Origin of the sequence: Kitasatospora sp. NPDC058048 (assembly GCF_042885555.1) — a bacterium.
In the GTDB taxonomy this organism is placed as follows: domain Bacteria; phylum Actinomycetota; class Actinomycetes; order Streptomycetales; family Streptomycetaceae; genus Kitasatospora; species Kitasatospora lactacystinica.
This window is the reverse complement of the sequence record NZ_JBHVRT010000012.1, coordinates 45,011-56,755: the sequence shown is the minus strand read 5'-3', so window position 1 is coordinate 56,755 and position 11,745 is coordinate 45,011. Positions and strand designations below refer to the sequence as shown.

Below are 11,745 nucleotides of genomic sequence, written 5' to 3'. Positions count from 1 at the left end.
TCAAGCCGGTGGACGACGCAGTAGACAGCGCACAGGGCGTACGTACGGATGTGAGCTCCGACCGTCACGCCGTGGTCCGCAACGACAACGGTCAGTATGCGATCTGGCCCGGGGACTTGACCGTCCCGGCCGGGTGGCGGCAGGTCCACGGACCGGCCGGGCGGGCCGACTGCCGGGACCGGGTGGAACGCGAGTGGCGCCCCGCCGAACTGGGTTTCCCCGACGGCGCCCCCGTACGGCGGGCGGCGGCCGGATTCGCCGACACGGTGCACGGACTGTTCCGCGCGCGGGCGGCGCACGACCCGGAGGCGGTCGCCGTCATCGCCGCCGACGCCACGCTGAGCTACCGCGAACTCGACCTGAGCAGCGACCGGTTGGCCGCCGCACTCCGGGCCAGCGGAGCCGGCCCCGAGCAGGTCGTACCGGTCTGCCTGGAACGCGGGGCCGGGCTGGTGACCGCCTGGCTGGCCGTGCTCAAGGCCGGCGGGGCGTTCCTGCCACTGGACCCGGCCCACCCGCGGCGACGATTGGCCGGGCTCGTCGAGGACTGCGGGGCCCGGGTGGTGGTCGCGGACGGCGACGGCTTCCCGGGGACCTCCCGGGTACCCGTGCTCGGACCGGGGGGCGGCGGCTTCGGCGAGTTCCTGGGAGACGACGGCGCCGTCCCCGACGACCTCGCCTACCTGATCTACACCTCCGGCACGACCGGCCGCCCCAAAGGCGTGCCCGTCACCCACCGTGCGCTGCTGTTCACCCTCGACCGGATCGTCCACGCCTACCGGCTGCGCCCCGGCGAACGCGTCCTGCAACTGGCCGCGCTGGGCTCCGACACCGCGCTGGAGCAGGTGTTCGGCGCCCTGCTCGCGGGCGCGACCGTCGTGCTGGGCGGCGGCGGGGACGCGGGCGGCACCTGGGCGCCCACCGAACTGGCCGGCCGGCTGCCCGGGCTGGGCCTGGCCGTCGCCGACCTCACCCCCGCCTACTGGCACCACCTGCTCGACCTGCTCCCGCCCGGCGGGCCCGGCCCCCGGGAACTGCGGCTGGTCGTGGTCGGCGGGGACGTCGTGGACGCCGACGACTGCCGCCGCTGCCTGGAACGGCTGCCCGGCGCCCGGCTGCTCAACGCGTACGGGGTCACCGAGGCGGCCGTCACCTCGACGCTCTGCGAGGTCACGGCCGACCTCCTCGGCGGGGGCGCCACCGGCCCGGGCCCGGCGGGACCGGGCGGCTCCGCCGCGCCCGTACCGATCGGCCGGCCACTGCCCGGAGTGCGGGTGCACGTGCTCGACGCCCGGCTGCGCCCCGTCCGGCCCGGGGAGAAGGGGCAGATCCACCTCGGCGGGCCCGGCCTCGCCCGCGGCTACTGGCGGCAGGCCGGGCTCACCGCCGAGTCCTTCCTGCCCGACCCGTACGCGCCGCTGCCCGGTGAGCGGATGTACCGCACCGGCGACGCCGGACGGTGGCGGGCCGACGGGCAGCTGGAGATCCTCGGGCGCTTCGACGACCAGCTGAAGGTGCGCGGGCACCGGGTGGACCCGGCCGAGATCGAGGCCGTCCTGGCCGCCCACCCGGACGTCCGGCAGGCCCGGATCGCGGCCGACGGGGAGGCGGCGGACGGCAGCCGCACGCTCACGGCGTACTACACGCTCGCCCCCGGGGCGGCCGGCGGGGCGCGGGCGATCCGGGCGTTCCTGGCCGAGCGGCTGCCGGAGTACCTGGTGCCGGCCGACTTCGTGCCGCTGGCGGCGATGCCGCTGACGGCGGCGGGGAAGATCGACCGGCGGCGGCTGCCGCACGCGCCGGTGCGCCCGGTCGGTTCGGGCGGTCCGCCCGGCCCGGCCGCTCCGACTGCTCCGGCCGTTCCGGCCGGCGCGGGTGCGTCCGGTGCGGACGCGGTCGAGGCGGCCGTCGGGCAGCTGTGGGCGGAGCTGCTCGGCGTCGAACACGTCGGCCCGGACGGCGACTTCTTCGCGCTCGGCGGCACCTCGCTGCTCGCGATGGAGATGCTGGCGCGGGCCCGGATCATGTTCGGCATCGACGTCGGGCAGGTGCGGGCGCTCACCCGGGCACTGCTGCGCGAACCCGTCCTGCACGCCTTCGCGGGGGCCCTGCGGGCGGCGCGCACGGAGGGCCCCGCGGGCGCCGAACGGGACGCCGGCGTCGACTGGTTCGCGGAGGCCCGGCTCACCGACGACCTCCGGCAGTCCTGGAGCCCGGCGCCCTCCCGGGCCGAACCCGCCGAGATCCTGCTCACCGGCGCCACCGGCTTCTGCGGCGCCCACCTGCTGCACGCGCTGCTCGCCACCACCCGGGCCCGCATCCACTGCCTGGTCCGCGCGCCCGACGAGGAACACGCGCTGGAACGGCTGCGGGCGGCGCAGCAGCGCTTCCTGCGGCACGACCTCGCCGACCGGCGGGTGGTGCCGCTGGTCGGCGACCTCACCCGGCCCGCACTCGGGCTGACGGACCACCGGTTCGACTGGCTGGCCGGGCACCTCGACGCGATCCACCACCTCGGCGGGCAGGTCAACTTCCTCTACCCGTACCACCAGCTGCGCCGCCCCAACGTCGGCGGCACCCGGGAGGTCGTCCGGCTCGCCGGGCACAGCCGGGGCATCCCCGTGCACTACCTCTCCACCCTCGCCGTCCTGGCCGGCTTCGGCGCGGCCGGCGTCCCGAAGGTCACCGAGCGGACCCCGCTCGCCCACCCGGAACGGCTCGGCGTCGGCTACGTCGAGAGCAAGTGGGTCGCCGAACAGCTGCTGCACAACGCGGCCGCCGCCGGCCTGCCGGTCACCGTGCTGCGCACCAACGACGTCACCGGGGACCTCGCGGACGGGGCGATGAACACCGGCACCGAACTGTGCGCGCTGATCGCCTACCTGGCCGACAGCGGGACCTGCCCGGACGTGCAGCTGCTGCTCGACTTCGTCCCCGCCGACCGCTTCTCCCGGGCCGTCGCCCACATCGCCGCCCACGCGCCGGCCGCCGGCGAGGTCTACCACCTCACCTCCCCGCAGCCGGGCGTCCTCGCCGACCTCGCCGAGCGGCTGCGGGCGCGCGGCCACCGGATCGCCCCACTGCCGTACAGGGACTGGGTGCGGCGGCTGGTCCGGTTCGCCGCCGGGAACCCGACGCACCCGATCGCACCGTTCGTCCCGCTGTTCGTGGACCGCGCGCCGGGGACGGAACTGTCGATCAGCGAGATGTACTTCCGGCCGACGTTCCCGCTGTTCGAGCGGGTCAACGCGGACGCGGCGCTGGCCGGGAGCGGGATCGAACTGCCGCCGGTGGAGGCCGGGTTGATCGACCACTACCTGGCGGGGCTGGAACGGGAGGGCTTCCTGCGGGCGGCGTCGCCGTGAGCCGTTCCGAGGGGAGCCGTTCCGAGGGGAGCCGCGCCGAGGGGGGCAGTGCCGCGGGGAGCCTTTCCGGCGCGGGCCTCTTCGACGCGCTGGGCGGGCGGCTCGGCTCCGGCGACGGCCCGGTGGCCTTCGGCGGGTCGCTCGGGCCCGGAGAACTGCTGGCGGCGTACCGGCGCGGGCTGTTCCCGCTGCCGGCGGCGGACGTGTACGCGAGCGCGTACAGCGAGGCGCTGTACGGGGACGCCGTCGAGGCGGGCGAGGTGGCCCTGCTGCCGGGCGGGACGGACCCGTACGCGCTGGCCTGGTGGTCGCCCGACCCGCGGCCGGTGATCGCGCCCGACGGCGTTCGGCTCGGGGGGCGGCTGGAGCGGCGGCTGCGCAACCGGTCCTCGTGGTGGACGAGCGCGGACCGGGCCTTCGGGCAGGTGCTGGCGGCGTGCGCCGAAGGGCGTCAACCGGTCTGGCTCACGGAGGAGTTGGCGGCGGCGCTGATGAAGCTGCACGGGCTGGGGGCGGCGCACAGCGGCGAGGTGTGGGAGGGGGAGGAGCTGATCGGCGGCGTGTTCGGGGTGGTGGTCGGCCCGGTGCTGAGCCTGGACTCGATGTTCCACCGCCGCCCGGACGCCGCCCGGGTCGCCGTCGCCGATCTCGGGGCGAGGTTCGGCGCGGCGGGCGGGCGGCTGCTCGACGCGCAGTGGGACGGGCCGCACGTGCGGAGCCTCGGGGCGGAACCGATGGCGCGCTCGCGGTACCTCGCCGTGCTCTCGGGCGAGGGCGAGGGTACGGACAGGGGCGAGGGCAGGGGCATGGGCGGGGTCGGCGCGCTGGACGGGTCGCCGCTGCCGGCGGCGCGGCTGGGGCGGGGCCCGGTTCGCCCGGCTGATCCCTCCACTCCGACGAACCTCGGATGACCTGCGGTTAAACCTGATCGGTCCGGCTTTTTGGCCTGTCTTCGACAAAGTTATTCCTCGTCAGTAACATGACGCCGCGTGTTCAAAAGCTCCATAGGCAGGGCCGCCGGCCCCGCCGTCCTCACCCTCGTCCTCGCCGGGGCCGCCGCGTGCGGGCCGACCAGCCCCGGTACCTCCCAGGCCGGTGCCGCACCGGCCGCCGCCACCGTCGCCGACCCGGCCGCGACCGCCGCCGGGGGCAGCCCGGCCGCCGCGCCGCCCGCCGGCGGCACCCCGCGCGCCAAGGCGGGCAGCCCCGCCGCCGGCCGTCCGACCCCGAGCGGAACCACCGTCACCGCCGCACCCGCAGGGGACCACCAGGCCGCGATCGGCAGCCCGGGCAAGGACGGTGGCGCCGTCACGGCGGCGGCGAAGAACCTCCAGCTGACGGCCTACGACCCGGCGGGCGGCACGGCCGTGCTGTCGGCGACGGGGCCGGCCGCCCCGGCCACCGCCCCAGCCACTGCTTCGCCCACTGCTTCGCCCACGGCTTCGGCCACGACCTCGCCCACAGCCTCGGCTACGACCTCGCCGGGCGCCGTCCCGTCTGCCGCAGTCGCGGCCGCGGCCGTCCAGCCCGGGCAGCTGATCGCCAGCCCGCCCACCGCCGCCGCCCCGCAGGGCGCGCTGGTCGCCGTCACCGGCGTCCGGCCCGGCGCGGGCAACACCATCGCCCTGACCACCCGTCCGGCCACCCTGGCCGAACTCCTCGGCGGCACCGAGGCCGACGGCAACGTCCCCGTCGACCCGCACGGCATCACCGTGACCCCGCTGGTCAAGGACCTCAAGGCGACCGCCGGCCTGACCGGGAACGGCGTCCAGGCCGACGCCTCCGGCACCCTGGAGGTGAACCTCAAGGCCCCCGTCCCGCTGCCCGACGGCGCGAGCCTCGACGCGTCCGGCTCGCTCCAGCTCCACCCCGCCGTCCACTTCGCCTACCACGGCGCGGCGGCCGGCAGCCCGCGCACCGCCTCGATCGGCTTCGACCTCGGCGCCCACGCCCAGTGGAAGGTCACCGGCGACGCCGCCCGCAGCACCGGCGCGGCCCCCGTCCGGGTGCCCTTCGCCAAGCTGCAGGCCAGCCCGGTGCTGACGGTCGCCGGCCTGCCGGTGGTCGTCAACCTCGGCCTCACCTGCTACCTGGAGGTCAGCGCCGACGGCCAGGTCCACCTGGAGGCGGAACAGGACGCCACCGGCACCTGGGCGGTGCGCGCCGACTACACCGGCGGCAAGGGCTGGACCCCGGCCACCAGCGCCGAGACCAAGGTCTCCCCGGTGCACGTGCGGCTCAACGGCAAGGCGGGCGTCCGGGCCGCGCTCGGCGCCGAGATCAGCCTCGGCCTGTACGACACCGTCGGCGTGGAGACCACCGTCGCCCCCTATCTGAGCGCCCGGGCGGAGGGCTCGCTGGTCGCCGACTCCTCCGGCAACCCGCCGCAGGCGCAGGGCAGTTGGTCGCTGGTCGGCGGCGTCGACCTGAACGGCTCGCTGCTCGCCCACCTGAAGGTCTTCGGCACCCCGGTCATCGAGGGCAAGCTGCCCCTGCCGCCGTTCCACCGGGAGTGGCCGCTGCTCGCGGGCTCGGCGACGCTGCCCGCCCCGCAGCACAGCTGACCCCTCGCCACCTTCCGGGCCCCTCGGCGGAGTTCTCCGACCGGGGGGCCCTCGTCATGGGTAGGCTCGGACCGGAGGAAGGGGGCGGTGTGGGGAGCAGACGTGCGGTGCTCGGCGGCGCGGCCGTCCTGGTCTGGGCCGGGACGCTGGTCCTGTACGCCGCCACCGGGATCGGCTGGTGGGCGGCCCTCCTGGCGCCGGCCGCGGCGGTGCTGGCCGCGCTGGCGCTGCCGACGCCGCCGCGACCGGGCGCACCGGCGGACGGGCCCGGGAGGCGCGTTCAGAGCCCGCTGCCGGCCGGGCCCGCACCCATGGGCCTGGGGTTCCCCGTCCCCGCGGGCCTGCCGCCGGTTCTTTCGGAGGGCCTTTCGAAGGCGGGGCCGGTGGGCAGCGGGCCGGTCTTCCGGTCCGACGTCTCCGGCGGCGTCCTCGCCTGGGCGGACGGCGACGCGGCGCTCACCGGGAGCGGCTGCGGGGCCGGGTGCCGGCCCCTGCTGGAGTACGCCGACGACCCGCTGACCCCGGTGGCCGCCGAGACCGTCGCCGAGGGCCTGGAACGCCTCTTCCTCCGGCTCGGCCCGCCGCCGGGCGCGGACCGGGACCCCGACCGCACCGCCCCCACGCCCCGAGGTGACGACCGGTGACCACCCCCGAGGAGAGCCGCACCCGCCGTCCGACGGCCCTGGAGGTCGCCACCCAGTGGGCCCGACTTCCGCCCGAGCACCTGCGGGTGGCCCTGGAGCACCTCGAACTGGAACTCCGGCGCGAACACGCCCGGGAGAGTGCCCGGGAGCGCCACCTGGCGTCGCTGGAACGCGAGCGGACGGCGTCGGCCTCGGCGCTCGAAGCGGCCCGGATGCGGGAGGAGCACGTGACCGAGCGTGCCCGGATCGCGGCCCAGGACCGCAAGGACCAGCGCGCCCACCAGCTCTACGCCGGCGGACTGGTGGCCGGCTTCGTGCTCGCCGCCGGAATGCTCGCCGGCTCGGTGATCGTCGGCCTGGACGGCCGCCAGTGGCTGGCCGGCCTGCTCGCCGGGCCCGGCCTGATCGCCCTCCCGGTGGTCTTCGTCCTGCGCCGCAGCGACCGGCCCGCCGCACGCCCGCGCCCGCTCCCGCCGCCCACCTTCCCGGAGCGGCTCCCGGACGACCGGCCGGCGTAGCCGAGCACTGTGGCAGCCCGGTGCCGCGGAACGCGCGGGAGGCCCCGAGGGGTGGAGCCGCGCGGCCGCGCGCCCGGAGGCGGGGCGGCCACGGCCGTGGCCGCGAGGGCGACGCCGGTCGCGACACCGCCGCAACGGGACGTCAGGTGCCGCTGGTGGGGGCGTCGTCCTTCTTGACGCCCAGGAGGATCTGGTCCAGCACCGAGACGTCCGGGGCGGCCGGGTCGTCGTCCACGCCGCCGTCGAAGACCACGTAGCCCCCGCCCTTCGCGGGGAGGGCGGCCAGCAGGACGTAGCCCTGGGTTCCGTCGGCGTTGGTGATGTGCCAGCGGGTCGCGTAGCCGGCCACGCCGGCGACGGCGAGGCTGCCCGAGCCGTAGTCGGTCTGCGAGGTCATCCCGCTGAAGATCTGCTTGGCGACGGTCGGCATGGCGGCGTCGGCGGCGGCCTTGGCGCTGTCGCCCTGGATGGTGTTCTTCTCCACCGAGAACCGGCCGCGGATGCAGGCCTTGCCGTTCGCGCAGGTGTAGCGGCCGCTGCCGAGGTAGACCGACCACTGCGGGGTGTCGGTCGTCGTCACCTCCCAGCCCTCGAACACCGGGAGGGTGATCGAGTGCTGCTGGTCCGCGACGGTGCTCCGGAGGACCGGGGCGGGCTTGGGCGTGGCCGGCTTCGGGGTGGGGCCGGGGCTCGTGGTCGGGCCGGCGCTGCGGCTGACGGAAACGGTGGGGTCGGTGGTCGGGTCCGCCGCGGGGTCGCCGCCGTGGCTGAGCGCGACTCCGGCGATGCTGCCGCCGACCGCCAGGACGCCGACCGCGGCGGCGATGATCACGCCCGGCTTGGCCCGCTTGGGGGCGGGGAGCGGGGCCGCGGCCATCGGCGGGTAGCCGGGGCCGGGTTGGCCGTAGCCCGCGGCCGGGTACGCCTGCGGGCCGGGGTACGTCTGCGGGCCCGGGTAGACCTGCGGGCCGGGGTGGTTCGGGTACGCCTGCTGCGCCGGGGGCGCCTCCTGGCCCGGGTAGCCGTAGCCGCCCTGGACCGGCCGGACGTCGCTGCTCCAGGCGTTGCCGTCCCACCAGCGCTCGTGGCCGGGGGCGCCGTCCGGACCGGGGACCGGGTACCACCCGGGAGGCGTCTCGTTGCTCACGGCCGTACGGTACCCGCCGGTGTGCGGCCCATGGCGGCAGGGGTGCCGCGCCCGCCGCCGCCCCCGCCGCGGGCGGTCAGCACGAGGGTCGCGGCCGTGGCCGCGGCGAGGGCGGCCCAGGCGGCGGTGAAGCCGTGGGTGGTGTCGCGGAGCAGCCCGAGGGCGGGCGGGACCAGGACGACGGCCAGTTGGTTGACGGCCATGACCAGCCCGAGGGCGAAGCCGGTCCGGCCCGGCGGGGCCGACTCCGCCAGGTGGGCCACCCAGGGGCCGTACCAGCCGATGCCGAAGAAGCCCAGCCAGGTGAACAGGAGGGCGGCCACCACGGGGGAGTGGCCCGCCGGCGTCGTCAGGGCCGTCAACCCGGCCACCACCGCGCCCAGGCAGACCAGGACGGGCCGGTACCGCCCGGCACGGCTGCGGTCGCTCCAGGCCGCCAGCGCGATCCGGCCGGCCGCCCCCGCCACCTGGACCGCCACCAGGACGGCGGCGCCCGGACCGGGGCCGAGGGCCGTCACGTCGTGGAGGTACAGCGCGCCGAGCACGCCGATGCCGCTGTGTACCGAGACCAGGCTCAGGCCGGAGAACAGGATCCGCGTCATGGCCGGCTCGCGGAGCATCCGCAGCCGGGAGCGGACGGAGGCCGTCGGCGCGGCGGTGCCGGGAGCGGGGCGCAGGGCCGTGGCGGCCGGCGGCCGCCGGTAGAGGGCGGTGAAGAGCCCGGCGCCCACGAGGGCGACCAGCCCGCCGACCACCAGCGCCGCCCGCCACCCGTGCGCCACGGCCACCAGCGGCAGGACGGCGGCGGCGAGTGCGCCGCCCAGCGGCAGCCCCGCCTGGCGGACGCCCATGGCCAGTCCCCGCTGCGCCGGGGCGAACCAGACGGCCACCGACTTGCTGCCGCCGGGCTGCACGGTGCTGTACCCGGCGCCGACGACCAGCAGGACGGCGAGCAGGGAGGCGTACCCCTGCGCCAGGCCGCCGAGGAGCAGGGCCGCGGCGACCACGGCGGAACCGATGCCGACGACCCAGCGCTCGCTGTGCCGGTCCAGGAGCGCACCGGCCACCAGCAGGCCGACCAGCGGCACCAGTTGGGAGGCGGACAGGAGCAGGCCGAGCCGGGTCGTGCTGAGGTCCAGTGACTGCTGCAGGGGGACGGCCATCGCCCCGATGCCCTGGACGAAGAAGCCGGAGGCGGCCTGGGTGACGGTGGCGACGCCGAGGACCACCCAGCGGTACCGGAGCGGGCGGGCGGCGTCCCCGACGGCCCTCGGCCCGGAGTGCTTTTCGGTGCCGGTGTGCTGACTCATGCTCAGCAGCCTGGTGTCATGGTCTTATGCATCTCAACCCTTACGGCGAAGGCGCCGTGCACCTCGCCGCGGAACTGGCCAACCGGCGCCCCGGAACCGCCGGGGAACTGGTGGACCGCTGCCGCGCGGCCGGGCTGGTGGTCGACGGACCGGTCCTGCCGGCGGACCTGGCGCGCATCCTGGCCCTGCTGGACAGCTGGGAGGCGGTGGTCGACGCGGCCGACGAGCGCGAACGGGCCGAACGGCTCAACCGGATGCTGGCCGCCGACGCCGCCCACCCCCGGCTGACCGACCACGCCGATGGCTGGCACCTCCACTACCGCGACGACCACCAGCCGTTCGCCGCCGTGCTGTCCACCCTGATCGCCGTCGGCACCGCCTTCCACCTGGTGGGCCGCGGCATGCACCGGCTCGGCCGGTGCGCCGTCGCCGAGTGCACCACCCTCTTCGCCGACACCACGCGGACCGGCCGCCGGCGCTACTGCTCCCAGCTCTGCGCCAACCGCGACGCCGTCCGCCGCCACCGCCGCGCGGCGCGACCTGCGACCGGCCCGGCCCGCGGGTGACCGTCCCGCCCGGACGACGGGGACGTGTCGGAGGGCTTCGGCCGGAGCGGGACGCCGGGCCCGCCGACTTCCCGATCCGGCCGTACCCGAAGGGCCGCGGGATCGTGCACCGCACCGCCTGGATACGATCGCACGATGATCACCACCAGCGCCCGCACCACGGTCTTCGACATCGACGGCACCCTCTGCTTCGACGGGCGGACGATCGACCGCCGGATCCTCGCCGCGCTGGCGGACTGCGAGCGGGCCGGGCACCAGCTGGTCTTCGCCTCCGCCCGGCCGGTCCGCGACCTCCTGCCCGTCCTCGACGGGGCCTTTCCCGCCGCCACGCTGATCGGCGGCAACGGCAGCCTGGTCTCCGTCGACGGCCGGGTGCGGGCGCGGGCCGCGTTCGAGGCCGGTGACCTCGACCGGCTGCTGACCGAGGCCGAGCGGTTCCGGGCGGGCTACCTCGCCGACGGCCCGTGGGACTACGCCTACACCGGACCGGCCGACCACCCGATCCGCGGCCGGGTCGACCAGGGCGGCCTCGCCCGCCGGGTGGAGCTCGCCGAACTCCCCGCCGTGGTCAAGTTCCTGGTGGTCGACGCGACCGACCCGGCGGCCCTCGCGGAGGCCGGCCGCGCGCTCGGGATGACCGTCAACCACCACCTCGACGAGGCGATCATCGACTTCGCCCCGGGCACCACGAACAAGTGGGAGGCGCTGACCTCGCTGGGGATCGACGCGTACAACGCCTTCGGCAACGACATCAACGACCTCGACCTGCTGCGCAACGCCCGGCACTCCGTCCGGGTCGGCGCCCACCCGGGCCTGGACGGCGTCGCCCGCGTCACCGTCGCCGCCGAACCGGAGGCCGTCGCCGCCGAGATCTCCCGGCTGGCCGAGGCGCCCGGCCGGTAGCCGCCGGGCGCCGCGACCGTTCTCGTCAGGCCGACGCGGCGTCCGGCCCGTCGGTGCCGATCTCCGGAAGCTGCTGGAGCGCTTCCAGCGCCGCCCGCCACTCGGGCACGGCGAGCTCCGCCAGGTGCGCGTCCCCGCCGGCGGATTTCCGACGCCCGGTCAAAAGCGTGGGAGAGTCGGGGAGAGGGGCGGAAGAACCGACTGCCGCCGGGCCCGTGGGGGAGAACATGTCCGCGTCCGTCGATCCGGTACCGAGCCACCGCGCGATCGAGAACCTGATCGCGCGCTACGCCGAACTCGTGGACGACGGCGACTTCGCGGGGCTCGGCGCCCTGCTCGCCGACGCCGTCTTCGTCGGCAGCGGTGCGCCGGTCCGCGGGGCCGCGGCGATCGAGGCGATGTTCCGGGAGACGATCGCCGTGTACGCCGACGGGACGCCGCGGACCCAGCACGTCACCGGCAACCTGGCCGTCGAGGTCGACGAGCGGGCGGGGACGGCGGTCGCGCGCTCGTACGTCACGGTGCTGCAGGCGCTGCCCGAACTGCCGCTGCAGGCCATCGCCGCCGGCCGGTACCACGACCGCTTCGCGCGCGGGGAGGACGGGCGGTGGCGGTTCGTGGAGCGGCGGGTGCGGATCACCCTGGTCGGTGATGTGAGCCGCCACCTGCGGAGCCAGGGTGCGCCGGCCGGGACGGGGGGACGGCCGGCCCGGGGGCGACCAGGACGA

The 11,745-nt window shown here is 76.7% G+C and carries 10 protein-coding genes and 1 pseudogene; 8 read left to right on the top strand and 3 right to left on the bottom strand.

Going from position 1 to position 11,745, the window contains the following annotated elements; translation table 11 throughout:
• Positions 1–8: 8 nt before the first annotated feature.
• The 5 genes from ACFVVA_RS15645 (at position 9) to ACFVVA_RS15625 (ending at position 7,091) form a co-directional block, all read left to right on the top strand.
• The gene (locus ACFVVA_RS15645; RefSeq protein WP_387689753.1) at positions 9–3,365 is read left to right on the top strand and encodes an amino acid adenylation domain-containing protein; all 3,357 of its coding nucleotides are present in this window, start codon (positions 9–11) and stop codon (positions 3,363–3,365) included.
• Positions 3,362–4,276, top strand: coding sequence for a leucyl/phenylalanyl-tRNA--protein transferase (locus ACFVVA_RS15640; RefSeq protein WP_387689751.1), 915 nt, complete (start codon positions 3,362–3,364; stop codon positions 4,274–4,276). Before ACFVVA_RS15645 ends, ACFVVA_RS15640 begins: the two co-directional genes overlap by 4 nt.
• A gap of 78 nt (positions 4,277–4,354) precedes the next feature.
• Positions 4,355–5,929, top strand: a complete 1,575-nt coding sequence (locus tag ACFVVA_RS15635; RefSeq protein ID WP_387689749.1) for a hypothetical protein — start codon at positions 4,355–4,357, stop codon at positions 5,927–5,929.
• A gap of 89 nt (positions 5,930–6,018) precedes the next feature.
• Positions 6,019–6,573: a hypothetical protein gene (locus ACFVVA_RS15630; protein ID WP_387689747.1), complete on the top strand. Its 555-nt coding sequence runs from the start codon at positions 6,019–6,021 to the stop codon at positions 6,571–6,573.
• Positions 6,570–7,091 carry a hypothetical protein gene (locus ACFVVA_RS15625; protein WP_387689745.1) on the top strand — a complete coding sequence of 174 codons (522 nt, stop codon included), beginning with the start codon at positions 6,570–6,572 and terminating at the stop codon, positions 7,089–7,091. The genes ACFVVA_RS15630 and ACFVVA_RS15625 overlap by 4 nt, the downstream gene beginning before the upstream one ends.
• Before the next feature lie 142 nt (positions 7,092–7,233).
• Here the strand turns inward: ACFVVA_RS15625 and ACFVVA_RS15620 are convergent, their stop codons facing one another.
• Both ACFVVA_RS15620 and ACFVVA_RS15615 read right to left on the bottom strand, forming a co-directional pair.
• Complete coding sequence (locus ACFVVA_RS15620; RefSeq protein ID WP_387689743.1) at positions 7,234–8,238, bottom strand: DUF2510 domain-containing protein; 1,005 nt, start codon at positions 8,236–8,238, stop codon at positions 7,234–7,236.
• Positions 8,235–9,548 (bottom strand): MFS transporter, encoded by a 1,314-nt coding sequence (locus ACFVVA_RS15615; RefSeq protein ID WP_387689742.1) that lies wholly within the window; start codon positions 9,546–9,548, stop codon positions 8,235–8,237. Before ACFVVA_RS15615 ends, ACFVVA_RS15620 begins: the two co-directional genes overlap by 4 nt.
• A 26-nt stretch (positions 9,549–9,574) precedes the next feature.
• Between ACFVVA_RS15615 and ACFVVA_RS15610 the strand changes: the two genes are divergently transcribed.
• Both ACFVVA_RS15610 and ACFVVA_RS15605 read left to right on the top strand, forming a co-directional pair.
• Positions 9,575–10,114, top strand: coding sequence for a CGNR zinc finger domain-containing protein (locus ACFVVA_RS15610; protein WP_387689740.1), 540 nt, complete (start codon positions 9,575–9,577; stop codon positions 10,112–10,114).
• A 135-nt stretch (positions 10,115–10,249) separates the two neighbouring features.
• On the top strand, positions 10,250–11,017 hold the full coding sequence (locus ACFVVA_RS15605) for an HAD hydrolase family protein (protein ID WP_387689738.1): 768 nt from the start codon (positions 10,250–10,252) through the stop codon (positions 11,015–11,017).
• A 25-nt stretch (positions 11,018–11,042) separates the two neighbouring features.
• Here ACFVVA_RS15605 and ACFVVA_RS15600 read toward each other — a convergent pair whose 3' ends face one another.
• The gene (locus tag ACFVVA_RS15600) at positions 11,043–11,180 is read right to left on the bottom strand and encodes a hypothetical protein (RefSeq protein ID WP_387689736.1); all 138 of its coding nucleotides are present in this window, start codon (positions 11,178–11,180) and stop codon (positions 11,043–11,045) included.
• 64 nt (positions 11,181–11,244) lie between these two features.
• Between ACFVVA_RS15600 and ACFVVA_RS15595 the strand changes: the two are divergent.
• Positions 11,245–11,634 (top strand): annotated as a pseudogene (locus ACFVVA_RS15595) (nuclear transport factor 2 family protein); the annotation flags it as partial.
• Between the last annotated feature and the right edge of the window lie 111 nt (positions 11,635–11,745).